The sequence below is a fragment of the Bordetella sp. N genome (genome assembly GCF_001433395.1).
Taxonomy (GTDB): Bacteria; Pseudomonadota; Gammaproteobacteria; order Burkholderiales; family Burkholderiaceae_B; genus Bordetella_C.
Map to the genome: position 1 here is coordinate 3,236,465 of NZ_CP013111.1, position 24,831 is coordinate 3,261,295.

Genomic DNA, 24,831 nt, shown 5'->3' on the forward strand with positions numbered 1-24,831 from the left:
TCCAGCGCGCGGCGCCCCGCATCGGATGTACTGAGAGGCGCCGCGTGAACTTGCGGCAAAACGGCGCGCGCCGCTCCCGCATCACGGGCGCGGCGCGCGGATCGTCGCGGTTTACTGCTTCAGGTCGATGTCGCCGAACCAGAAGTTGGTATCCGGCTGCACATACACGCCCGTCAGGTTCTTGGCTTTCGCATACACGTTGTTCTGCGTCACCAGGAATGCCCAGGGCGCATCCTTCCAGATGGTTTCCTGTGCGTCCTTGTACAGCGCGGTCTTCTCGTCGCGGTTGGACGTGCTGAGCGCCTTGCTCAGGTCCGCATCAACCTTGGGGTTCGAGTAGTACGACACGTTGTTCAGCACGGGCGGATAGGACGTGCTGGCCAGCAAGGGACGCAGGCCCCAGTCGGCTTCGCCGGTCGAGGACGACCAGCCAGCGTAGTACAGGCGGACCTGTGCGTCTTCGGGCTTCTGCACCTGCTGCACGCGCTGCACGCGCTGGCCGGATTCGAGCACTTCCACCGACACCTTGATGCCGACCTGAGCCAGCTGCTGCTGCAGGAACTGCACCACCTTGACCGACGTGCCGTCGTTATAGGCCGACCACAAGGTGCTTTCGAAACCGTTGGGATAACCGGCTTCCTTCAGCAGCTCGCGCGCCTTGGCGGGATCGTAGGCGTATTCGCCGATCTTGGTCGCGTAGTCCACGCCTTGCGGCACCACCCCGGCCACGGGGCTGGCGTAGCCGGCGAAGGCCACCTTGGCCAGGGCCTGCTTGTTGATGGCGTAGTTGATGGCCTGGCGCACCTTGACGTTGTCGAAGGGCTTCTTCATCGTGTTCATGGACAGGTAACGCGCCATGATCGAGTTCTTGTCGTTGACCAGGTCCAGCTTGTCGCTCTTGGCCAGCACGGCGGCCTGCTCGAACGGCACCGGGAAAGCGAACTGCGCTTCGCCCGTCTGCACCACGGCGGCACGGGTGTTGTTGTCCGTGACGGTGCGGAAGGTCAGCGTGTCGATCTTCGGATAGCCCTTCTTCCAGTAGCCGTCGAACTTCTTGACCTTCAGGTATTCAGCCGGCTTCCACTCGACGAATTCGAAGGGACCGGTACCGACCGGGTGGAAACCGATGTCCTTGCCCCACTTCTTCAGCGCGGTGGGCGAGATCATCATGGCCGACGAGTGCGCCAGCGCGTTGATGAAGGCCGAGAACGGCTTCTTCAGCGTGATGCGCACGGTGTAGGGATCGACCACTTCGGTCTTGTCGACCTGGTTGAACTGCGTATAGCGGCTCAGGCGGTTCTCGGGATTCGACACGCGGTCATAGTTGACCTTGACGGCGTCGGCGTTGAAATCCGTGCCGTCCTGGAACTTGACGCCTTGGCGCAGCTTGATCGTGTAGACCAGGCCGTCCGGGCTCACCTCGTAGCCGGTGGCCAGCAGCGGCTGGATCTTCAGGTCCTTGTCGAACTCGAACAGGCCTTCATAGTAGGCCTTGCCGACAGCCTGGTTCAGCGTGCTGATGGTGTTGTACGGGTCCAGCGTTTCCAGGGCGATGGCGACGGCGAAGGTCACGTCCTTGCTGGCGTGGGCCAGCGGGGACGCGAGCATACCGAACGCCAGGGTGGCGGCAGCCATCATGCGGGTCGGGCGCAGTAGTTTCATGATGAAGCACTCCTGAGATCGAGTAAGGAGGTTTGGTGGTTGGAAAAAAAGCTCAGTACGCCCCGCCCAGCGCATGCCGGGCGACGTAATGATCGGGACCGACGTTCACCAGCGGTTCGACCAGGGGGTCGTCGCCCGGCTTACGCACGGGGCTGGGGATTTCTTCGGTCAACAACTGGCGCTTCAGGTGACGGCGTGCCGGATCGGCGATGGGCACGGCCGCCATCAGCTTCCTGGTATACGGGTGCTGCGGATTCTCGAAGATGGCGCGGCGCGGCCCGATCTCGACGATCTGGCCCAGGTACATCACCGCCACGCGGTGGCTGATGCGCTCGACCACCGCCATGTCATGCGAGATGAACAGGAAGGACACGCCCAGGTCGCGCTGCAGGTCGATCATCAGGTTGACGATCTGCGCCTGGATGGACACGTCCAGCGCGGACACGGATTCGTCGGCGATCACCACCTTGGGGTTCAGCGCCAGGGCGCGCGCGATGCAGATGCGCTGGCGCTGGCCGCCGGAGAACTCGTGCGGATAACGCTGCGCCATTTCCGGCGGCATGCCGACCCGTTCCAGCAGCTCGGCGACGCGGCGCTCGGCCTGCTTGCCGCTGGCCACGCCGTGCACCAGCAGGGGTTCCATGATGGAAAAGCCCACGGTCACGCGCGGATCGAGCGACGCGAAGGGATCCTGGAAGACGAACTGCATGTCGCGGCGCAGCGTCTGCATTTCGGCGCCCTTCAGCTTGCCGATGTCGCGGCCTTCCAGCAGGATGGTGCCGGACTGGCTTTCCGTCAGGCGCAGCAGCGAGCGGCCGGTGGTCGACTTGCCGCAGCCGGACTCGCCCACCAGAGCCAGGGTTTCGCCCGGATAGAGGTCGAAGCTGACCTTTTCGACGGCGTGCACACGGCCGCGCACGCGGCCCAGGATGCCGCCGCGCAAGTCGAAGCGCGTCACCAGGTCGCGCACGCTCAGGATCGGTTCACCGCTGGCGCGCGGCGAAACCTGCTGCGGCTCGGTGACAGGGTGATCGGCGGCGGCCGCGATGGCCGCGCCATCCACCTTCGCCGCCTTGTCCACCTGCACCAGCTCGAAGCGGGCCGGCAGGTCGGTTCCGGTCATCGAGCCCAGGCGGGGCACGGCGGACAGCAAAGCCTTGGTATAGGCATGCGCCGGCGCGGAGAAGATCTGTTCAGACGGGCCTTCCTCGACCTTGTCGCCGCGGTACATGACCAGCACGCGATCAGCCACTTCCGCCACCACGCCCATGTCGTGGGTGATGAACACCACGCCCATGTGCATTTCTTCCTGCAGCGCGCGGATCAGTTGCAGGATCTGCGCCTGGATCGTCACGTCCAGCGCGGTGGTCGGCTCGTCGGCGATCAGCAGAGCCGGCTTGCAGGCCAGCGCCATGGCGATCATGACGCGCTGGCGCATGCCGCCCGACAGCTGGTGCGGAAAGCGATTCATGATGGAGCGCGCTTCCGGGATGCGCACCAGTTCCAGCATGCGCAGGGCTTCGGCGCGCGCGGCGGCGCTGTCCTTGCCCTGGTGCAGGCGGATCGATTCGGCGATCTGGTCGCCGGCCGTGAACACCGGGTTCAGCGACGTCATCGGTTCCTGGAAGATCATCGCCATGTCGGCGCCGCGCACGCCACGCATGGCGCGCTGGCTGGCGCCGGTCAGCTCCAGCACCGCGCCGTTGCGGCGGCGCAGCTGCATGCTGCCCTGGGCGATGCGGCCACCGCCGTGCTCGACCAGGCGCATCAGCGCCAGCGAGGTCACGGACTTGCCGGAACCCGACTCGCCCACGATGGCCAGGGTTTCGCCCCGGTCGACGTGGAAATTGAGGTTGCGCACCGCTTCCACGGTACGCTCCGCGCCTACAAAGCGCACGGTCAGGTCACGGACCTCGACAACCCGGTTTTCCGGCATCGCCAGGCGTTGGGCTCCATCGGCCATCGTTCTATTCCTTGCTAACTTGCACAATACGGAAGGCTGGCGCGCCAGCCTCGCGCTTATCGGTAAATCGAAGCGACCGGGGCCTCGCCCACTCGGGCGTAGCCGCGGTACATGCCCTCGGTGTTGAAGGGCAACGTCACATTGCCTTGGGCGTCGACCGCGATCAGGCCGCCCTTGCCTTCGATGCGCGGCAGCTTGTCGTGAACCACGCTGCGGGCAGCTTCTTCCAGGGACACGCCGCGATATTCCATCTGCGCGGCCACGTCATAGGCCGCCACCATGCGGATGAACATCTCGCCGGTGCCCGTGGTCGACACGGCGCAGGTGGCGTTGGCGGCATAGCAGCCCGCGCCGACCATGGGTGCGTCGCCAACCCGGCCGACCTGCTTGTTGGTGATCCCGCCGGTCGACGTCGCGGCCGCCAGGTTGCCCTGCGCGTCCACCGCCACGGCGCCCACGGTGCCCATCTTGCGATCGGCGTCGAGGGGTTCCGGCTTGGCCGCGGGCACGGGTTGCGAGCGCGCCACCATGGCCTGGCCATCGTGGTCCAGCACCGCGGCACCCGGCTGTTCACGCTGCACGCGCAACAATTGCTCGCGGCGGGCGTCGGTGGAGAAGTACGAGGGATCGACGATTTCCAGGCCCTGCTCGCGGGCGAAATCCTGCGCGCCCTCACCCACGAAGAACACGTGCTTGCTGTTCTCCATGACCTTGCGCGCCGCCAGCACGGGATTGCGCACGCAGTCCACATTGGCGATGGCGCCCGAGCGCAAGGTGGCGCCGTCCATGATGGACGCGTCCAGCTCATGCGTGCCGGCGCTGGTGAACACGGCGCCATGGCCGGCGTTGAACAGCGGACAGTCTTCCAGCAGGCGCACGGCCTCGGTCACGGCGTCCAGGGCCGAACCGCCCTGGGCCAGCACGTCCTGGCCGGCGCGCAGAATGCCTTCCAGCGCGTCCAGATATTTACGTTCCTGTTCAGCCGACATGGCCGCGCGCGACATGGCGCCGGCGCCGCCGTGGATGGCGATAACGGGTTGTTGCTTCATCTCTTACGGTCTCCTGCGCCGTGGATCAGCCACGGCATGACGGACTGGGTCACCCCCACGGCCGCCTGAATCGAATCCTTGGCCTTGTAGGCCACCGCGGCGCCCAATGCTTCGATCAGGCAGAGTGCGGCGGCTTCGGAATTGGACGAGTACTGTCTTTCGCTATGGGCGTAGAGCGCCCCTACGGTGGTGGTCGGCGCCAGCGGCGACGTCGGTTTGTCCGTCATCGCCAGCACCTGCACGCCGGCGGCCTTGGCGGCCGTCGCGAGCGTCACCGTGTCGTTCAAGTAACGCGGAAAGGAAATGGGGATCAGCAGATCCTTGGGCGTCAGCCGGTATATCTGCCGTGCCGCCCAGGATACACCCGCGGGTGTGGCCAGCGATTCCACCGAGCCGCAGTAGACGAACAAGGCGCGCTGCATCAAGCCGGCCAGATAGCCGCTGGCGCCAAAGCCGACGATGGCGATGCGGTCGGCGGCCAGAATGGCGTCGACGGCGCGATCGATGACGCGCGGATCCATGGCTTGCAGGGTGCGGTCGATGTTGCGCGCGTCTTCCCGCAGCGAGTTGGCGAACACGTCGGCCGGGCTGGCCGGCTGGGACAGCTGGGTGCGCAGCCTTTCCACCGGCGCCAGCGCCGACTCGAAGCCGCGCGCCAGTTCGGCGCGGAACTGCGGATAGCCGGGCAGGCCCAGGGTGCGCGCGAAGCGGTTGGCCGTGGCGATGGACACGCCGTTGGCCGCCGCGAATTCGTCGATCGTCATGGTCGCCGCCCGGAACTGGTGCGCCAGCACGTACTCGGCCAGCTTGTGCTGGGAGCGGCTCATCGTGTCCTGGACGCTGGCAATGCGTTCAGAAATCGAGGTAGGGGTGGCGTCTTGCATGGGGGACGGTGGCGGACTCGGCTGACAGAACAAGATGTAAATTTAATTACGGCGCAATTTTAATTAAGAAAATAAATTTTCAAAGTCGGGGTAAACCCCAGCAAAAATGAAAACGCCCCTTGCGGGGCGTTTTCATGCTGTTCAGTAAAGATGCCGGAAACTGCGCGCGGCGCTTATGCGTATCCCGCCGTCACGGGCCCGCGACTCGCCGCATGGGCCCCTGCTCCTTGCCGCCCGGCTGCTCGGCCTCCTTGGCCTCGTCTTCCTTGGCCAGCTTGGGCAGCCTCGCCTCCAGGAAGAAATACAGCAGCGCCGCCAGCGCGAACGGCCCCAGGTAATACACCGCGCGGTAGGTCAGCAGCGTGCCGATGATCTCGTAATGCGGCACCTGTCCGCCCAGCATGGCGACGAACACGGCCTCGACGACGCCCAGCCCGCCCGGAATATGGGTCACCGCCCCCGCGATGCCGCTCAACAGCAGCACCCCCAGGACCAGCGCGAAGGACACGTCGTGACGGAGCAGCGACCACACCACCAGGCCGATCGACAGCCAGCAGGCGCTGCCCAGCAGGCTCTGGGCGACGGCGATCTTGAAGGACGGCAATTCCAGCTCATGGCCACGGACGGTCCAAGAGCGCTTGCGCGCCAGCCCGCACAAGGCCACGTAGGCGACCGCGGCCACCAGCATGCCCACGCCGATGCCGCGCAAGGCATAGTTGCTGATGTTCCAGTTGTCGGGGATGGGCAGCACGCCCCAGGCGAACAGCCCGCCCGCCACCCACAGGTAGCCCAGCCAGTTGGTCGTCAGGCTCAAACCGATGATGCGGGTGATCTCGCCGGCTGCCAGCCCCAGGCGCAGATACAGGCGGAAGCGGAAGCCCACGCTGCCGATCAGCGATCCCATGTTGAGGTTGAAGGCATAGGCGACGATGCCCACCGCCATCACCCGCACGGGCGGAATCATGTGGCCAAGATAGGGTATGGCCAGCAGATCGAAGCAGCTGTAGATCAGATAACTCAGCACCGCCAGGCCGGCCGCGCGCAGCAGCACGGGCCAGGTGTAGGCCTGCATGGCCTCCAGCACCTTGCCCCATTCGACGTTGCGGGCCTGGTCTGCTATCAGGCCGATAACCAGCAAGGCGAAGGCCGTGAAAAAGACCTTTTTCAGAAGCGGCCAATGGCGCCGCCAGCCACTGGCGGACTCAGGCTGTTTCTCGCGCATCGCGCACCTCTGCATCGTGCCGCAACGCTTCGCTTGGCTGCGCGGATTGCGCATCCGCCTGGATCTCGTACTCTCCCTCCACTTTCCCTGACGACTCCGAGTCGGTGGAGATCACGTCCGCATTACCCCGCCAGGGCTGCAGCCGCGGCCGGTGCGCGGGCAACCAGCCGACCCAGGACGGATAGAGGCGCACGAAGTGATAAACGAAGATCCCGAAGAACAGCCGACGCAGCTTGCGGCTGCCTGGCGGCGCGGGTTCGGGTTGTCGGCAGTGGTTTTCAATCAGCCACTCCAACCTTCCCTTGAGGGTGTCGGCAAAGGCGCGATCGCGAATCATCACATTCGCTTCAAGGTTCAGGGCCAGGCTCAGGGGGTCCAGGTTGCTCGATCCCACCGTGGCCCACGTATCATCCACGCAGGCGACCTTGCCATGCAGCGGCCTTTCGCAATACTCGTAGATCTGCACGCCGGCCGCCGTCAGATAGTCGTACAACATCCGCGCGGCCACCGGCACGATGGCCATGTCGGCCTCGCCCTGCAGGATCAGGCGCACGCGCACGCCCCGCTTCGCCGCATTGCGCATTTCGCGCAGCAGGCGGTAGCCGGGAAAGAAATAGGCATTGGCGATGGTGACCTCGTTCCGCGCCAGGCGGATGGCGGCACGGTAGTGACGCTCGATGTCCGTGTGATGCCGGTGGTTGTCGCGCACCACGAACATGGCTTCGGCCGAGCCCGCGCGCGGCGGATTGGTGGCCGCCTGCGAACGACGGCTCCACCACCGACGCCGGCGCGGCGGCTCCAGTGCGCGCAAGGCAAAGCGGTGAATTTCACCGACGATGGGGCCATGCACTTCCACCGCATAATCCTGCTTGGCCTGCGGCCCGAAATCGCCCAGGTGATCCGCGGAGTAATTGATGCCGCCCACGAAAGCGAGCACGCCGTCGATGACCACGATCTTGCGATGCATGCGGCGGAAGACATTGACGCGCTTACCGAATATGCGGGCGCGCGGATCGAAGGCCTGCACCATCACTCCTGCGTCTGTCATGCCGCCGATGAACTCGTCCGACAGCTCTTCCGACCCAAAACCGTCGACCATCAGATTGACGCGCACGCCGCGCGTGGCGGCGGCAATCAACGCTTCACGCAAGCCCTGCCCTACTTTATCGTCGAACAGGATGAAGGTCTCGATCAGCACCTCGGTGCGCGCCTGCCCGATGGCTTCGAACACGCGGGGGAAGAAGGCTTCGCCGTTTTCCAGCAGCTTGAAATCATTGCCTGGAATCCAATGCACGCTCATAGCTCGACCTCCGCCGCCAGCGGCGCGTGATCGGACAGATGCGTCCATGGACGCGTCGCCAACGCCAGCGGGCGGAAGCGCAGGGTGTTGCGGACATAGATGCGGTCCAGCCGCAGCAGGGGCCAGCGCGCGGGGAACGTGCGCGCGGCCACGCCTTGCGTGGTGGCGAAGACTTCCTGCAAGCCGGCGCAGCGGCTCAATTGGCGATGGGCGCGCAGGCGCCAGTCGTTGAAGTCGCCGGCGATGAGCACGGTGTCCTCGCGCGGGATGTCCCGCTCGACGCGCGCGCACAGCAGATTCAGCTGGCGTTGCCGATGCGACTCCTGCAGGCCCAGGTGGACGCAGATGGCGTGCACTTGCGGCCGTCCCGGTGGCGCGATGACGCAGTGAAGCAGCCCGCGCTTTTCGTGGCCGTCCACCGAGATGTCCATGTTCTCGTAATGCACGATGGGGAACTTGGACAGCACGGCGTTGCCGTGATGCCCTTGCGGATACACGGCATTGCGGCCGTAGGCGAAATCCGCCCAGATGCTGTCCGCCAGGAACTCGTATTGGGAGGTCGCCGGCCAGCCGGCGAAGCGCGCCGCATGGCCCTCGTGCGCGCCCAGCACTTCCTGCAGGAACACCAGATCGGGCCCGACGGCCCGCACGGCATCGCGCAACTCGGGCAGGATGAACTTGCGATTGAAGAAGGTGAAGCCTTTGTGGGCGTTCACCGTCAAGAGTTTGAGAGACAGGGGTGCGTCCCCGTTCAAGCCGGACATGGATCCCCGCGATCGTTATAGGACCGCCGGGTAAAGCAAGCCGCGTGCCCGCCCTGTATCTGGGCCCTCGTGGAGCCGCAATAAAAAACGGCGGCCCGCATTGGGCCGCCGTTTCACTACACACGCTATACGAATCAGGCTGCTACTTTGCTGGTATCCACCGGCGCGCCGGTCTTGGCCTTGATCTCATCCACCGTAACACCAGGCGCCAGTTCGACCAGCTTCAGGCCCTGTTCGGTGACCTCGATCACCCCCAGGTCGGTAATGATCAGATCGACCACGCCCACGCCGGTCAGGGGCAGATTGCACTCGGGCAGCAGCTTCAGGTCTTCGGTGCCGTCTTTCTTGCGCGCCACGTGTTCCATCAGCACGACCACGCGGCCGACACCGGCCACCAGGTCCATCGCGCCGCCCATGCCCTTGACCATCTTGCCGGGAATCATCCAGTTGGCCAGATCGCCCTTGGCCGACACCTGCATCGCGCCCAGGATGGCCAGGTTGATCTTGCCGCCGCGGATCATGCCGAAGGAATCGGCCGACGAGAAAATCGACGAGCCCGGCAGGGTCGTCACGGTCTGCTTGCCGGCGTTGATCAGGTCGGCATCGACTTCCGCTTCGGTCGGGAAGGGACCGATACCCAACAGGCCGTTTTCCGATTGCAGCCACACCTCGATGCCGGCCGGCACGTGGTTGGCGACCAGGGTGGGCAGACCGATGCCCAGGTTCACGTAGAAACCGTCTTGCAGCTCACGCGCGGCGCGCGCGGCCATTTCCTCACGGGACCATGCCATGATGTGTTCTCCTTATGCGGCGGGGCGGATGGTGCGTTGTTCGATGCGTTTTTCCGGCGTCGTGTTCACCACGATCCGGTGCACGAAGATACCCGGCAGATGGATCTGGTCCGGATCCAGGTCGCCCGTGTTCACCACCTTCTCCACTTCCACGATGGTGATCTTGCCAGCCTGCGCCACATTGGGATTGAAGTTGCGCGCGGTCTTGCGGAACACCAGGTTGCCGCTGCGGTCGGCGATATGCGCCTTCACCAGCGACACGTCCGGCACCAGCGACCGCTCCATGACGTATTCATGGCCGTCGAACTCACGGATTTCCTTGCCCTCGGCCACCAGGGTGCCCACGCCGGTGCGCGTGAAGAACGCCGGAATGCCGGCGCCGCCGGCGCGCAGCTTTTCCGCCAGGGTGCCTTGCGGAGTGAATTCCAGCTCAAGCTCGCCGGACAGGAACTGGCGTTCGAATTCCTTGTTCTCGCCCACGTAGGACGCGATCATCTTGCGGATCTGGCGGGTGGCCAGCAGCTGGCCAAGACCGAAACCGTCGACACCCGCGTTGTTGCTGATGCAGGTCAGTCCCTTGACACCTGAATCGCGCAGGGCGGCGATCAGTGCTTCGGGGATGCCGCAAAGGCCGAAGCCGCCCACGGCAATCATTTGGCCGTCCTTGACGACGCCGGCCAGCGCCTCGGCGGCGCTCGCATAAACCTTGTCCATCGCTCCAACTCCAGTAAGGTCAGTAAACGGCCTGTCCCGTTCCCGCCGCGTCCCCGCAGGGCCCGGCGCGGGTGGCCGGATTTGGTGTTATAGGTGTAGCAAGACTTCGCAACCGGTTTTCCGCGCACGCAAAAAAGTCCGCACACGCGAAAAACCGATGGGCGCGACCGATTTTACCGATGGAATGCCGCTATGCAAAAAATGTCCGGTATGCGGACATTCACCCTTGCGCGGCATCCTCCGGCGCCGCCCGCATGACGCGGGCCAGGGCCGCCAGGGTCGCCGCCGGCCAGGGCGCGGAGCGGTTGGCGACGTAGTCCATCCAGACGAGGACATTGCGGCCGCGCGCATAGGCGCCACCCTCCTCGTCGCCGACCTTGTCCAGGACCAGCTCGAATTCCATGCTCGAGCGGCCGATGCGGGTCAAGGTGTGCGTCACCCGCACGGTCGCCGGATAAGTGAGCGGACGCAGGAAATCGCAGGAGGCATGCGCCAGGATAGGCCCGTCATCGGCGGGCAGGCGCAGGTCGGCGCCATACAGGATCTGCATGCGCGCCTCTTCCATCAGGCGGAAGTACAGCGTGTTGTTCAGATGGTTGAGGGCGTCGGAATCGCCCCAGCGCAAGGGCAGTTCGAAGACGTGGGTGGCGCCGGGCGCGAGCGGCGCGGCGACAGGACTGGAACCGATGGGACTCGATGCGGAATCTGGCATGAATGACCTGAAGTGAGACCGCCGCGTGGACTTCCGCGGCACGGCAGGCGCGAGATTGTGCGCGCCTGCAATACAATCGCGAGTTGAGTCTGGATCATACTTCCAGCCTACGCCGCCACAAGGCGGCATCATAGCCAGGGATACAGAGGGGCAAGAGCGCATGTCAGAACGCGAAAGTATGGAGTACGACGTTGTCGTCGTGGGTGGCGGGCCTGGAGGCCTGGCCGCGGCAATTCGCCTGAAGCAATTGGCGGCCGAGAAGAACCACGAGGTCAGCGTCTGTGTCCTGGAGAAAGGCGCCGAACTGGGCGCCCACATCCTGTCCGGCGCGGTCATGGACCCCGGCGCGCTGACGGAACTCATCCCCGACTGGAAAGAGAAAGGCGCCCCCTTGAAGGTGGCCGTCACCGAGGACAAGTTCCTGTTCCTCAGCCACAACGGCGCGCGCCGCACGCCCGACTGGATGCTGCCCGAATGCTTCCACAACAAGGGCAACTACATCGTGCGCCTGGGCGACGTGGTGCGCTGGCTCGGCGAACAGGCCGAAGCGCTGGGCGTGGACATCTTCCCCGGCTTCGCCGCAGCCGGCGTGCTGTATGACGAACAGGGCGCCGTACGCGGCGTCGTCACCGGCGACATGGGCGTGGCGCGCGATGGCACCCACACCGACCAATATCAGCCCGGCATGGAATTGCTGGGCCGCTACACGATCTTCGCCGAGGGCTCGCGCGGCCAGCTGGGCCGCGAGCTGATCGCCCGCTACAAGCTGGACAAGGACTGCGACCCGCAGGCCTACGGTATCGGCCTGAAGGAATTGTGGGAAGTCGACCCCGCGCAGTCGCGTCCGGGCCTGGTGGTCCACACGGCCGGCTGGCCGCTGGACGCCGACACTTACGGCGGCTCCTTCCTTTATCACCTGGACAACAACCTCGTCGCCGTGGGCATGGTGGTGGGCCTGGACTACGCCAATCCCTGGCTGTCGCCTTTCGAGGAATTCCAGCGCTACAAGACGCACCCGGCCATCCGCCCCACGTTCGAAGGCGGCAAGCGCATCGCCTACGGCGCGCGCGCGATCACCGCCGGCGGCCTGCTGGCCCTGCCCAAGCTGGTGTTCCCGGGCGGCGCGCTGGTGGGATGCGAAGCGGGTTTCCTCAATGCCTCGCGCATCAAGGGCAGCCACGCCGCCATCAAGACCGGTTCCATGGCGGCCGAGGCGGCTTTCGACGCCCTGGTCGCGGACCGCCGCCAGGATGAACTGCCGGCCTATCCGGCCGCTTTCCAGGCGTCCTGGCTGCATGCGGAACTGAACAAGGCGCGCAATTTCAAGCAATGGTTCAAGAAGGGGCGCACCGTCGCCACCCTGATGACCGGCATCGAGCAGTGGCTGCTCAAGGGCAAGATGCCCTGGACCATCCATCGCACCAAGCCCGACTACGCCTGTCTGCAGCCGGCGTCGGAATGCGCGCGCATCGACTATCCCAAGCCGGACGGCAAGCTCACGTTCGACCGCCTGAGTTCCGTGTTCATCTCGAACACCAACCATGACGAGAACGAGCCGGTCCACCTGACCCTGAAAGATCCCAACGTGCCGGTGGCCGTCAACCTGGCCAAGTATGGCGGGCCCGAGGCGCGCTACTGTCCGGCCGGTGTATACGAGTTCGTCAAGGACGACCACGGCGCCGACCGCTTGCAGATCAACGCGCAGAACTGCGTGCACTGCAAGACCTGCGACATCAAGGATCCCACGCAGAATATCGTGTGGGTGGCGCCGCAAGGGGGCGAAGGCCCCGTCTATAGCGGGATGTAAAGGCAGCACTGCCCGCCGCCATGACCGCCGCTTCTCAGCCCGAAACCAATGCCGAGCGCGTGCTGCTGATCGGCGGCGGCGACCTGGGCATGCGGGTGGCGGCGCGGCTGCTGGGGCCGGGCCCAGCCTCGCCCGACCCTACGCAAGCGGACGCTCCCGGCGGCCCCTCCCGCAACCGCGATCCCGCGAACAACCCCGCGCTTTGGATACTGCGGCGGCATCCGCCGGCAGCCGCCTCCGCGGGCCGCGGCCCCGGCAACGCCATCCAGTGGCTGGCGGCCGACGTCACGCAGCCCGCCACGTTGACCAGCCTGCCGCGCGGCATCACCCGCCTGATCTATGTCCTGGCGCCGGACGCCCGCGCGCCGCAAGCCTATCGCGACATCTTCCTCGACGGCCCGCGCCACCTGCTGGACGCGCTCGACACCAGCGCCTTGCGCCGCATGGTCTTCGTTTCCTCATCCGCCGTCTACGGCGAACACCACGGCGCCTGGATAGACGAAGACACGCCGCCCGCGCCACAGGGCATGAACGGCGAAATCCTGTTGCAGGCCGAACAATGGCTGGCCGGGCAAGGCCTGCCCATCACCGCCCTGCGCCTGGCGGGACTCTACGGCCCGGGGCGGACGCAGCTGCTGGAACGCCTGCGCCAGGGGCTGGCCCGCGTGCCGCGCGCGGTGCCCCATTGGGCCAACCGCATGCACGCGGATGACGCGGCGGCGGCGATTGCCCATTTAGTCCATCTGGCGGACGCAGACTCCCTTTATGTAGGGGCCGATGACACCCCCCTGCCGCTGGACGTTCTCTATGATCATCTGGCCCGCCTGTTGGGCGCTCCGCCTCCTGCGGAAGGCCCGCCGCCGGCCGGCGTGGGCAGCAAACGGATGAGCAACGCGCGCCTGCGCGGCAGTGGGCTGGAACTGGCCTGGCCGGACTCGCGCGAGGGCTATGCGCGGCTGGTGGAATCGCAGTAAAGTGGCGCCGGCCAGCGCCCCCCATCCCGACGGGCGACCTGGATGACACCCAAAAGGTCGAGAGTTCAGGCAAGTGCGTTACGCTAACTTTGTCGCTAGTTAGACACAAATAGCGTATGCTGCCGTCAAACCAGCGCCCAGATTGATGGGCCGACGTGTCGTTCCACGTAGAGGGGAGCCGCTTCATGCTAGACCATGTTCAAGCGTTTCGACCGACCGCACTACAGGTGGACCTGGCGCGCCGCATAGCCCGCGAAATTCTGGGCGGCGCCCACGTGACAGGCACGCATTTATCGGAAGAACTGCTGGCACGTCAATACCAGGTGTCGCGCACGCCGGTACGCGCAGCCCTCAAGCTGCTGGCCATGCAGGACCTCATCGCCTACAAGCAGAACAGCGGCTATTTCGTGCGCGAAGTGGTCGACGGCGCGCCAGCGCCGGAATGGCAGGCGCAGGGCCTGACCAGCGACGAACTCTATCGCATCATCATCGAAGACCGCGCCGGCCGCCTGCTGCCGGACAGCTTCACCGACCGCGACCTGCTGCAACGCTATGCCGTCACCCGCAGCGTATTGGCCAAGACCCTGGTGCGCCTGAGCGCCGAGGCCCTGATCGAAAAACGCAAGGGCCACGGGTGGCGCTTTCCCAATTCGCTGGAAGATGCGCAAGCTCGCGCGGAAAGCTATCGTTTCCGCTCCGCGGTGGAATGCGCGGGACTGCTGGAACCGGATTTTCGCGCCGACGCCCCGGCATTGATGCGGATGCGCGCCAATCATCTGGCGCTTGCTGAAGAGCAGAACCTGGACGCCGTCGCGCCGGAGTTCTTCACCATCAACGCGGAATTCCACGAGATGCTGGCGCGCTTCTCCGGCAACCGCTTCGTCTTGCAGACCGTGCAGCAGCAGAACCAGCTGCGCCGCCTGGCCAGCCGCGCCACCCTGTTCCAGATGCCGCGCTATGCGGCATCGATCCAGGAACATCTGCAGATCATCCAGGCCGTGCTGGACAAGGAACTGGAGTGGGCCGCGGCGCTGATGCGCCAGCACCTGCGGCTGGACTTCAAGGCCACGGGCGGCTGACGCGTCAGCGGGTGAACGTCAGCCGCTGAAACGTCAGCGGGCGAAGTACCCCTTGAAGATCGCGATGGTGCGATCCACATCCGCTTGTGTCACATCCAGGTGCAGGACCAGCCGCATGGCGGCGCCGTACACCGGCTTGATCATCAGGCCCTGCTCCTTGGCATAGGCGCCCAATGCATCGCAGTGCTCCGGCGCCACGGAGACGAACACCATATTGGTCGCTTGGCCGCTTACGGTCACGCCGTCGATGGCGGCCAGGCCGCGGGCCAGGCGTTCGGCGTTGGCGTGATCTTCGGCCAGCCGCTCCACGTTGTGTTCCAGGGCATACAGGGCCGCCGCCGCCAGCACGCCAGATTGGCGCATGCCGCCGCCCAGCACCTTGCGCCAGCGCCGCGCGCCGTCGATCAGCGCCTTGCTGCCGACCAGCACCGAACCGACCGGCGCACCCAGGCCCTTGGAGAAGCAGATCGACACGGAGTCGAACGGCGCGCACAGCTCGGCGATGGACTTGCCGCTGGCGACAGCAGCGTTGCAGACCCGCGCGCCATCCAGATGCACGCCCAGCTCGTGTTTGCGGGCGAAGGCGGCCGCCTCGACGATGTAGTCCTGCGGGATCACGCGGCCATGAAAGGTATTTTCCAGGGCCAGCAGGCGCGTGCGCGCATAGTGCGGGTCGCCCAGAGGCTTGATCGCGGCAGCCAGCTTGGCGATAGGCAGGGAACCGTCTTCCGCGTGTTCGATGGGCTGGGGCTGGATGCTGCCCAGCACCGCCGCGCCGCCACCCTCGTACTTGTAGGTGTGCGCCAGCTGGCCCACCAGGTATTCATCGCCACGGCCGCAATGGGCCATGATGCCGGCCAGGTTGCTTTGCGTACCCGTGGGGAAGAACAGGCCGGCTTCCTTGCCGGCGCGTTCGGCCGTGCGGGCCTGCAGGCGTTGTACGGTGGGGTCGTCACCCATGACGTCATCGCCCACTTCGGCGGCGGCCATGGCGGCGCGCATGTCCGGACCGGGACGGGTAACGGTGTCACTGCGTAAATCGATCATGCTGCTTCCCTTGCTGCGGTTTTATTGATGATGACGCCGGCGTGGACCGCGCAGCGCGGGCCACGCCATGCGAGGTCGGCGCTACACCGACTTGGACAACTGTTCCAGGATCTGCGGATTTTCCAGGGTCGACACGTCCTGCGTCACTTCCTCGCCCTTGGCCACCACGCGCAGCAGACGGCGCATGATCTTGCCGGAGCGGGTCTTGGGCAGGTTCTCGCCGAAGCGGATGTCCTTGGGCTTGGCGATGGGGCCGATTTCCTTGGCCACCCAGTCACGCAACTGCTTGGCCACGGCGACGGCTTCCTCGCCTTCGGGACGGGCGGCCTTGAGCACCACGAAGGCCACCACGGCTTCACCCGTGGTGTCGTCCGGACGGCCCACCACGGCGGCTTCAGCCACCAGCGGATGCGCGACCAGGGCCGACTCCACTTCCATGGTGCCCAGGCGGTGGCCCGACACGTTCAGCACGTCGTCGATGCGGCCCATGATCCAGAAGTAACCGTCGGCATCGCGCTGCGCGCCGTCGCCCGCCAGGTAGTAGCCACGCAGTTCCGGCGGGAAATAGCTTTTCTTGAAACGCTCGGGGTCGCCCCAGATATTGCGGATCATGGCCGGCCACGGTTTCTTGATCACCAGGAAACCGCCATTGCCCTGGTCCACGTCCCCACCGGTCTCGTCGACGATGGCCGCGGCGATGCCCGGCAGCGGCAAGGTGCAGGAGCCCGGCTTGGTGGGCGTGGCGCCCGGCAGCGGCGTGATCATGTGGCCGCCGGTTTCCGTCTGCCACCACGTATCGACGATGGGGCAACGTTCACCGCCCACCTTCTTGTGGTACCACATCCAGGCTTCGGGGTTGATCGGCTCGCCCACCGTGCCCAGGATGCGCAGGCTGCTCAGGTCGTAGCGGTCGGGGTCCGTATCGGGCGCGGCCGAGGACGCCTTGATCAAGGAGCGGATGGCGGTGGGCGCGGTATAGAACGTCGTCACCTTGTGGCGCGCGATCATGTCCCAGAAGCGGCCCGCGTTGGGATAGGTGGGCACGCCTTCGAACACGACCTGTGTCAGGCCGGCCGCCAGCGGACCGTAGGCGATGTAGGAATGGCCGGTGATCCAGCCCACGTCGGCCGTGCACCAGTAGACGTCGTCGGCGCGCGCGTCGAAGGTCCATTTAACCGTCAGCAGCGACCACAGCAGGTAACCGGCCGACGCATGCTGCACGCCCTTGGGCTTGCCCGTCGAACCGGAGGTATAGAGGATGAACAGCGGATGTTCGGCTTCGACCGGCACGGGATCGCATTGGTCGGACTGGCCGGCGACGACGTCATGCAGCCACAGATCGCGGCCTTCCACCCAGGCCGTCTTGCCGCCGGTGCGGCGATAGACGATGACCTGGCGCACGGCCTCGCAGCCGCCCATGGCGAAGGCTTCCTCGACGGCGGGCTTCAAGGGGATGGTCTTGCCGCCGCGCACCTGTTCGTCCGCGGTGATGACCAGCGTGGCGCCGACGTCGACGATGCGCTCCTGCAGGCTCTTGGCGGAGAAACCGCCAAACACCACGGAGTGCGTCACGCCCAGGCGCACGCAGGCCTGCATGACGACCACCGCTTCGATCGACATGGGCATGTAGATGATGGCGCGATCGCCCTTCTTGTAGCCCAGCTTTTTCAGGCCGTTGGCCAGTTGGCAAACGCGGCCCAGCAGTTCGCGATAGCTGATCTTTTCGACCTTGCCGTCATCCGCTTCGAAAATGATGGCGGTCTTGTCGGCGTTGGCGCCGCGGACATGCTTGTCCAGGCAGTTTTCCGAGACATTCAGCTCGCCGTCGCCGAACCAGCGGAAGAACGGCGCGTTGCTGTCGTCCAGCACCTGGGTGAAGGGCTTGTTCCAGACCAGGTTCTCGTTCGCCTGGCGCCGCCAGAAACCTTCGAAGTCCTGCTCGGCTTCCAGGCACAGCTTTTTGTAGGCATCCATGCTGCCGATGGTGGCGCCTTGGGAGGCGGCGGGTGACGGCGGAAACACGCGGGTTTCCACCAACACGGATTCAATGGCATTCGGCATGAAGGTCTCCTTCAAAAAATTTTTGACGCTGCTGTTTTGCTTGCAAATCGATTATGTATGTCGGGCAGTCCGATTCTAGCTGGCTTGGCGCCCCGGGGCTTACCGGTTGAAGTCCAGCATTTCACTGGCATGGATCAGCGCCGTGGCGATATCCACCGTCGACACCCGCTTGGCCATGGCCTGGTTGCGGATCATTTCGTAAGCCTGGGTTTCGGAGATGCCCTTGCCGCGCATAAGGATAGCAGCCGCCTTGGCGATCTGGCGCTGGCCCTCCAGGCGGACTTCCAGTTTGCGCAGGGTGCGCTGCAGCTGGCGCATTTCGCCGTTGACCTGGCGCGCCAGCACCAGGGTGGACAGCAGGCCGAAGGACCTTACCGGGGCCGGCAGCACGGCCCGCGCGCCCAGGCGCAAGACGGCTTCCACGATGGTCGGATTCTCGTAATTCACCACGGCGATCACGGTGGGCGCCTGGTCGCCCGTGGCCCAGGGGTAATCCTGATGCACCAGGTCCGGGCGCACGGCCAGGAACACCACGTCCGTGCCTTCGGCCGGCTGGGGCGGCGGCGGCCAATGCACCTGGGTGCGGCAGCCGATGCGGTCGAGTTGCTGCACCAGGCTCTGGCCGTCGGCATCGTCGGGATGGAAGACCGCCACGCGCAGGCTGCGCAGATCGCGCAGATAGGCGGGCATGGCGGGGCTGGCGCGGCGCCCTGGGCTTTCCATTCAGGGCTCCAGCTCGGTCATTTTGACCGTCCAGTCGCCCAGGATATGGTTGACCAGATAGGGATCGGGCGCCACCGCAGCCGGCGAGGCGCGCACGACGGCAAACTCGCCGTCGCCCCGTTGGCGGCCTATGCGCGGATGCAGCCAGGTGTGATGATTGCCCGGGTCGATGCGGACGGTGCCTTGCGGGGCCTCGAAGCTGCTGCCCAGCAGGGCCGGCAGCAGGGCGTCGATCTGGTCGCTGCCGGCGCGGCGCAGAGCCTGCGCATACATGTGGACCTGGAAGTAGGCGGCTTCCCAACAGAGATTGGCGGTGGCGTCGGCCCCGTGGTGGCGCCGCAGGCTGGCCAGGGCGCGCTGGTTGGCGGGCGTGTCCAGGGACTGGAAATACGGCGCTGCCGTATAGTGGCCGCGCGCGACGTCGGCGCCCATCTGGCGGGCCTCGGCCTCGGACGTCGTCAGGCTGGCGATGGGCATGCGGGCGGGGTCGAAGCCGGCTTCGGCGTAGGCGCGGTAGAACGCGGCGGTGGCGTCGCCGACCACGGTAGAGAAAATGAAATCCGGCTGGGTGGCGCGGATCTCGTCGATGACCACGCGGAAGTCCGCTTCGCTGGCGCCTAATCGAACGTAGCGCTCGCCTACGCGGGCGCCGCCCGGACGCTGCAGCACCAGGTCGGCCATGATGCGGTTGGATTCGTAGGGGTAGATGTAGTCGGAGCCGACCAGGTACACGCGCGGGCCGTGGTGCGTGGTCATGTAGTCGGCCAGCTGCATGCTGTTCTGGTTGGGGGCGGCGCCGGTATAGATGACGTTGCGCGAGTATTCGAAGCCCTCGTACAGCGTGGGATAGAACAGGAGGCGGTTCCAGCGTTCCACCACGGGGATGACGGCGATGCGGCTGCTGGACATATAGCAGCCGAAGATCACGTTGACACCGTCCTGGGCCACCAGTTGCTCGGCCAGTTGGGCATAGCGGGCGGGGTTGGAACGGGGGTCATGGCAGACCGCGACGAGCTCGCGGCCGTCGATGCCGCCGGCCTCGTTGATTTCGGCGATGGCCAGCTCGGTGCCCAGCCTTTGCGACGCCCCAATGGCGCCCGTCACGCCGGTCGTCGAGAACAGCACCCCTACTTTAATCATGCCCCCCCCTACCGCGCAGAGCGCGGCCCCCCGAGGGGGCAACACCAGCGGACCGGGGAACCCGGCTCCGCGGTGTTCCCGATCGGGCCCAGGTTCTTGGGACGATGTTCGTCACGATTGTCTGCTCGTTCACGATCATGTGCTTCTGGCCAATCAATTGGGTGCTTCCAGCCGGGCTTGTCCTCATCGACAGTGTCCTCATCGAGATTGTCTTCATATTAGCAATCGGGCGAAGGCGCGCGCCAGGCGGACTGGCAGCACGGCCGGGTCGGTAACGATGTCGTGGCCACGGGGGCCGAACATGCGGCGGACGTCGTCGACGGCGTTGCCGTCCACGGCCAGGCAGTGGCAGGCGATGCCTTGGCCGCGCGCCTGGGCGATGGCAGTCCTTGCGTCTTCGACCAGATGACGGGAGTCATGCACGTCAATGTCCGACGGCGCACCGTCGGTGATGACCAGAATCGCGCGGCGCGCATTTGGCGTGTTTGGCGCATTTGGCGCATTTGGCGTGTAGCGCGCTGGCGACGCGCGGCGCGCGGTGGGCGCGTGGTGCGCCACGGTCAGCAACGCGGTGGCGTGGCGTAGGGCCGCGCCCAGGCGAGTCGACCAGGCGGCTTGCTGCGCGTCGATGCGCGCGTGCGCAACGGCATCCAGCGGCTGGCCGAAATCGAACAGGCGCAGGTAGCGGACATTCTGCCGGGTGTTCGAATGAAAACCGTGGATCGCCACGCGATGGCCTGCCGCGCCGGCGGCAGCAGCCAGCATCAACGCGGCGTCACGCTCGCGGTCCAGCAGGCTATGTCCATCCTGCCCGCGATCATTGGCCGATTCCGACAAATCCAGCAGAACCAGCACACTGACGGACCGCACCCGCCTGCCAGGGCGGATGAACATGCGCGGGTCCGGCATCGTCCCGCCGCGCCTGTCCACCGCTGCTTCGATGGCCGCATTGATATCCAGCGTCTCGCCTTCCCCCTGCCGCCGCAGACGATGCGCACGATCCAGATCGTGCGCGCGCGGCAGCCGCAACGCGCCCATGGCCGAGCGTTTCTTCGATCTTTTCCTTTGAAGCGGTGCCGAAGACTGAGCTGGCCCACGCGTCGATTCCGCCGATGCTGCCGACGCCGCCGATGCGGCTGCCGACGGCAGCGGCAAGGCCCCCGGACCGAACTCTTCCAAACGGCACCAGTTCTCCCGCAGCAGCCCCGCACGATGATGCCACTCTGGATAATGAAACACCCGTCCCGGCGCGGGTAACTCCGGCCGCTCTCGCGGCTCGGCTGTTCCACGCTGCGCGGATAGCGCGGGCGCCACCGCCCGCGCGTTCGGCGCGTGCGGCCCGCGCCGCTCCTGTGCGGCGGATGGCTCCAATGGCGCGGGCGGCTCAAGTGGCGCTACCGGCGTAGCATCGGTGGCAGCGGCCCCCTCGCCGGCGGACGTATCCTGCGCCTGCGAGGCCAGCAGGACCTGCTCCGCATCGGCAGGATGCCGCCACAGCCAACTGTCGTCATCACGGTGACGCGGCCGCACGTAATGGTCCGGGTCCATGCGCACGCGCATCTGGCCTAAATCATTCGCCAGCATCTGCCCCAATGCCGTGTAATCCTCCCGCCGGCGAGCGCCCGCGCGCCAAAGACGTTCGAACGCTTCCCTGCCCTTTTCAACCCAATAGTTGCCATCGCCATGCGAAGGCCGTGCGATGGCCCGCGCCAGCCTTAGCGCCAGCGACGAGAAATCCAGTCCCGGATCGGACTCTCCCACGAACAAGGCCTGCTCCAGGCATCGCCCCAGCCCGGGCAACTCCGCCGCCAGCAAACGCTCGACGCGCGCATCCTCCAGCAGGGACAGCACCGCCAGCGTCATGGCCTTCATCCGCCCGGCAGGCACGCCCGTTGGCGTATGGCGCAAATGCGCCAACGCATGCGCCGCCACGGCGCGATGCAGGGCCTGATCGTGCAGCACGCCCTCCGGCACCATCAGCCCCCCAGACGTGAGCACGACGTTCGCCGCTCCATCGCCTGCCAAGGCTGGCGCCGGCGCGCCCCCTTCGACCCAAGCCGCGGTGTCCGCCATCGCGGCGGCCCTGACGTCCCCGTGGCCGAACGCCCGCAACGTCATATCCAGCCGCGCGCACGCCCGCGCCACGACGTCATCCGGCATGTCCAGCCGCCCCCACCCTATGGCGTCATCAGAGGACGCCATGGACCGCGCCGCGGCCTCATCCAAACGTCGCATCGATGCAATCCCGCAGCACCTGCAAGACATCGGGATCGTCCGTCAACGACCCCATCAGCGTCATCTCGCAACTGGACCGCGGATCCAGCCCATCCCGCATCAGACACCCCGCGTAGATCAGCAAACGCGTCGACGCCCCCTCTTCCAGTCCATGCCCCCGCAAGGCCCGCGTACGCCCCGCGACGGCGACAAGCTGCTCGGCAAGCGACAAGGAAATGCCAGACTCATGCGCCACCACTTCCGCTTCCGCCGCGGCGACGGGGTAATCGAAACTCATGGCCCCGAACCGCTGCCGCGTCGACGGCTTCATATCCTTGGCCGCGCTCTGGTAACCCGGGTTGTACGAAACCACCAGCTGAAAGTCCGGATGCGCCGCCAGCTGCTCTCCTTTCTTGTCCAAGGGCAACACACGCCGCCCGTCCGTCAACGGATGAATGACCACCGTGGTGTCCTGCCGCGCCTCGACCACCTCGTCCAGATAGCAGATGCCGCCATGCCGCACCGCCAACGTCAACGGCCCGTCATGCCAGACCGTGCCGTCGGCGTCCAGCAGATGGCGGCCCACCAGATCCGACGCGGTCATGTCCTCGTTGCAGGCCACGGTGATCAAGGGCACGCCCAGCCGCCACGCCATGTGCTCGACAAAGCGCGTCTTGCCGCAACCGGTCGGGCCGCTAAGAATCAAAGGCAGGCGCCGCGCATGCGCGATTTCATAGCGCCTGACCTCGTCCCCCACCGGCCGGTAATACGGCTCGGCTTCGATGCGCCAGGCCGCCAGCGGATCGCGGATGTCCGCCATGGCTCAACGATGTCCGGCGGGTTCATGCGGAATACCCTCGATGGGGCATTCCGGCGTCCCCACCGTGCCGCGCGTGATGGCCTCGACCTGCTTGCGCGTGCCCTCGGGATCATTGACCCAGCGCGTGTAGAAGTTGTACGGGCAGGCCGCCACGCCATTGACGTCCTCGCCCGAATTGATCTTGCCCGTGTAGCCCCGATGCAGCAGCTTGAACAGATGATTCTGCGATTGCCCATTGCGCCGCGCGTCGCGGATCAACGACGTGGACAGTTCCGCGTACTGGATGCCCATGCTCTCTTCGCCGCACTCGCCCAGGGTACGGCCGTCGAAGCCGACGATGGCCGAATGGCCGAAGTAGGAATACACGCCATCGAAGCCGGCGGCATTGGCCACCGCCACGTAGACGTTGTTCATCCACGCCATGGCCTTGGCCACCATCACCTGCTGGTCCTTGGCGGGGTACATATACCCCTGGCAGCGCACGATCAGCTCGGCGCCCTGCATGGCGCAGTCGCGCCAGATCTCCGGATAGTTGCCGTCATCGCAGATGATCAGGCTGATCTTCATGCCCTTGGGCCCTTCGGACACATACGTGCAGTCGCCCGGATACCAGCCTTCCACCGGCACCCACGGCATGATCTTGCGGTACTTCTGCACGATCTCACCCTGGTCGTTCATCAGGATCAGGGTGTTGTACGGCGCCTTGTTGGGATGCTCTTCGTGGCGTTCGCCGGTCAGCGAGAACACGCCCCAGACCTTGGCCTTGCGGCAGGCGGCCGCGAAGATTTCCGTTTCCTCGCCGGGCACCGTGGCGGCGGTCTCGTACATCTCCTTGGCGTCGTACATGATGCCGTGGGTCGAATACTCCGGGAAGATCACCAGGTCCATGCCCGGCAGGCCCTGCTTCATGCCCACCACCATGTCGGCGATCTTGCGGGCGTTCTCCAGCACCTCGGCCTTGGTATGCAGCCTGGGCATGTGATAGTTGACCACCGCGACGCCGACGCAATCCTTGCTGCTGGAAATATCTCCGTGTCTCATGAGGAACCCCTTGAAAGTTTCTGGATGAAAAACGCGAACGAAAAAAAGCCCTCTCCCGGGAATACATCCCGGGAGAGGGCTTTTTTGCCCAACGCTGGGTCGGCAACACTGGCGACCGGCGCTGAAAGAAATTGGTGGAGCTACTCTAGCAGCGCCATCCGCAAGGCGGACATCGGGGCTAACCCTAGGCGGACTCGGACTCGGACGCGGATTCCGCCAGGATCTGCCGTATCGCCTGCTCGAAGGCCTCCGGCGGCTGGCCGCCGCTTAACAGGTATTTCTCGTTGAAGATGATGCTGGGCACGGACTGGATGCCCATGTCGATGTACTCCTGCTCTTCCGCGCGCACCTCGTCCGCGTACTGCCCGCTATCCAGCACCTTGCGCGCGGCGGCGCCATCCAGGCCCACCGACACCGCGGCCTCGACCAGCACGTCGTGATTGCTGGGGTCCTTGCCGTCGCCGTGATAGGCCGTCAGCAAGGCGGCCTTGAGGGGAAACTGCTTGCCCTCCAGTCCCGCCCAATGCAACAGGCGATGCGCGTCGAAGGTGTTGTAGGCATGCGTGCGCGGACCGAAGGCAAAGCCCACGCTGGCGCCGCGCGCGCGGATCATGGCCTGCGACTCGGCGATCTGCTCCGGCGTGCGGCCGTACTTCTTGCCCAGATAGTCGACGATGGCTTCGCCCTCCGGCCGCATCTGCGGATTCAGTTCGAAGGGGTGGAAGACGATGCGGGCGTCCACTTCATTGCCCACGTTGGCGATGGCCTGTTGCAGCGACCACAGCCCCACCGCGCACCACGGGCAGGCGATATCGGAAACGTAGTCGATGCGTAGCGTTTGAGTCATGATTGTCCAGTCCTGGC

Annotated in this window: 21 protein-coding genes; 3 read left to right on the forward strand and 18 right to left on the reverse strand. The window is 65.7% G+C overall.

The window, feature by feature from the left end:
* Positions 1-111: 111 nt before the first annotated feature.
* The 10 genes from gsiB to ASB57_RS13830 form a co-directional block, all read right to left on the reverse strand.
* On the reverse strand, positions 112-1,665 hold the full coding sequence (gsiB, locus tag ASB57_RS13785) for a glutathione ABC transporter substrate-binding protein GsiB (RefSeq protein WP_057656141.1): 1,554 nt from the start codon (positions 1,663-1,665) through the stop codon (positions 112-114).
* A gap of 49 nt (positions 1,666-1,714) precedes the next feature.
* Positions 1,715-3,625, reverse strand: coding sequence for a dipeptide ABC transporter ATP-binding protein (locus tag ASB57_RS13790; protein ID WP_057652744.1), 1,911 nt, complete (start codon positions 3,623-3,625; stop codon positions 1,715-1,717).
* 56 nt (positions 3,626-3,681) lie between these two features.
* A complete protein-coding gene (locus ASB57_RS13795; RefSeq protein WP_057652745.1) occupies positions 3,682-4,674 on the reverse strand; it encodes an isoaspartyl peptidase/L-asparaginase family protein in 993 nt (330 codons plus the stop codon).
* Positions 4,671-5,558 carry a MurR/RpiR family transcriptional regulator gene (locus ASB57_RS13800; RefSeq protein WP_057652746.1) on the reverse strand — a complete coding sequence of 296 codons (888 nt, stop codon included), beginning with the start codon at positions 5,556-5,558 and terminating at the stop codon, positions 4,671-4,673. The genes ASB57_RS13795 and ASB57_RS13800 overlap by 4 nt, the downstream gene beginning before the upstream one ends.
* 190 nt (positions 5,559-5,748) lie before the next feature.
* Positions 5,749-6,780 (reverse strand): lysylphosphatidylglycerol synthase domain-containing protein, encoded by a 1,032-nt coding sequence (locus tag ASB57_RS13805; protein ID WP_057652747.1) that lies wholly within the window; start codon positions 6,778-6,780, stop codon positions 5,749-5,751.
* On the reverse strand, positions 6,761-8,080 hold the full coding sequence (gene clsB, locus ASB57_RS13810) for a cardiolipin synthase ClsB (protein ID WP_082621599.1): 1,320 nt from the start codon (positions 8,078-8,080) through the stop codon (positions 6,761-6,763). Before clsB ends, ASB57_RS13805 begins: the two co-directional genes overlap by 20 nt.
* Positions 8,077-8,844 (reverse strand): endonuclease/exonuclease/phosphatase family protein, encoded by a 768-nt coding sequence (locus tag ASB57_RS13815; protein ID WP_057652748.1) that lies wholly within the window; start codon positions 8,842-8,844, stop codon positions 8,077-8,079. Before ASB57_RS13815 ends, clsB begins: the two co-directional genes overlap by 4 nt.
* Before the next feature lie 134 nt (positions 8,845-8,978).
* Positions 8,979-9,635: a CoA transferase subunit B gene (locus ASB57_RS13820; protein WP_057652749.1), complete on the reverse strand. Its 657-nt coding sequence runs from the start codon at positions 9,633-9,635 to the stop codon at positions 8,979-8,981.
* A 12-nt stretch (positions 9,636-9,647) separates the two neighbouring features.
* Positions 9,648-10,349, reverse strand: a complete 702-nt coding sequence (locus ASB57_RS13825) for a CoA transferase subunit A (protein ID WP_057652750.1) — start codon at positions 10,347-10,349, stop codon at positions 9,648-9,650.
* 220 nt (positions 10,350-10,569) lie between these two features.
* Positions 10,570-11,061: a thioesterase family protein gene (locus tag ASB57_RS13830; protein WP_057652751.1), complete on the reverse strand. Its 492-nt coding sequence runs from the start codon at positions 11,059-11,061 to the stop codon at positions 10,570-10,572.
* A 160-nt stretch (positions 11,062-11,221) separates the two neighbouring features.
* Between ASB57_RS13830 and ASB57_RS13835 the strand changes: the two genes are divergently transcribed.
* From ASB57_RS13835 to ASB57_RS13845, 3 genes are all read left to right on the forward strand, one after another.
* Positions 11,222-12,868, forward strand: a complete 1,647-nt coding sequence (locus ASB57_RS13835) for an electron transfer flavoprotein-ubiquinone oxidoreductase (protein ID WP_057652752.1) — start codon at positions 11,222-11,224, stop codon at positions 12,866-12,868.
* A gap of 20 nt (positions 12,869-12,888) precedes the next feature.
* The gene (locus tag ASB57_RS13840; protein ID WP_057652753.1) at positions 12,889-13,842 is read left to right on the forward strand and encodes an NAD-dependent epimerase/dehydratase family protein; all 954 of its coding nucleotides are present in this window, start codon (positions 12,889-12,891) and stop codon (positions 13,840-13,842) included.
* Positions 13,843-14,027: 185 nt separating this feature from the next.
* Positions 14,028-14,921: a GntR family transcriptional regulator gene (locus tag ASB57_RS13845; RefSeq protein ID WP_057652754.1), complete on the forward strand. Its 894-nt coding sequence runs from the start codon at positions 14,028-14,030 to the stop codon at positions 14,919-14,921.
* A 33-nt stretch (positions 14,922-14,954) separates the two neighbouring features.
* On the opposite strand, the gene ltaE is transcribed toward ASB57_RS13845, so the two are convergent.
* The 8 genes from ltaE to ASB57_RS13885 form a co-directional block, all read right to left on the reverse strand.
* Positions 14,955-15,968 carry a low-specificity L-threonine aldolase gene (ltaE, locus tag ASB57_RS13850; protein ID WP_057652755.1) on the reverse strand — a complete coding sequence of 338 codons (1,014 nt, stop codon included), beginning with the start codon at positions 15,966-15,968 and terminating at the stop codon, positions 14,955-14,957.
* Between the two features lie 81 nt (positions 15,969-16,049).
* Positions 16,050-18,029 (reverse strand): acetate--CoA ligase, encoded by a 1,980-nt coding sequence (gene acs / locus ASB57_RS13855; RefSeq protein WP_057652756.1) that lies wholly within the window; start codon positions 18,027-18,029, stop codon positions 16,050-16,052.
* Positions 18,030-18,128: 99 nt separating this feature from the next.
* Positions 18,129-18,752, reverse strand: a complete 624-nt coding sequence (locus tag ASB57_RS13860; protein WP_156414164.1) for an ANTAR domain-containing response regulator — start codon at positions 18,750-18,752, stop codon at positions 18,129-18,131.
* A complete protein-coding gene (locus ASB57_RS13865) occupies positions 18,753-19,892 on the reverse strand; it encodes a transporter substrate-binding domain-containing protein (protein WP_057652757.1) in 1,140 nt (379 codons plus the stop codon).
* A 213-nt stretch (positions 19,893-20,105) separates the two neighbouring features.
* Positions 20,106-22,127, reverse strand: coding sequence for a nitric oxide reductase activation protein NorD (locus tag ASB57_RS13870; protein ID WP_197425053.1), 2,022 nt, complete (start codon positions 22,125-22,127; stop codon positions 20,106-20,108).
* Positions 22,111-22,926, reverse strand: a complete 816-nt coding sequence (locus ASB57_RS13875) for a CbbQ/NirQ/NorQ/GpvN family protein (RefSeq protein WP_057652758.1) — start codon at positions 22,924-22,926, stop codon at positions 22,111-22,113. Before ASB57_RS13875 ends, ASB57_RS13870 begins: the two co-directional genes overlap by 17 nt.
* Positions 22,927-22,929: 3 nt before the next feature.
* Positions 22,930-23,967 (reverse strand): aliphatic amidase, encoded by a 1,038-nt coding sequence (locus ASB57_RS13880; protein WP_057652759.1) that lies wholly within the window; start codon positions 23,965-23,967, stop codon positions 22,930-22,932.
* Between the two features lie 184 nt (positions 23,968-24,151).
* Positions 24,152-24,814, reverse strand: a complete 663-nt coding sequence (locus tag ASB57_RS13885; protein WP_057652760.1) for a DsbA family oxidoreductase — start codon at positions 24,812-24,814, stop codon at positions 24,152-24,154.
* Between the last annotated feature and the right edge of the window lie 17 nt (positions 24,815-24,831).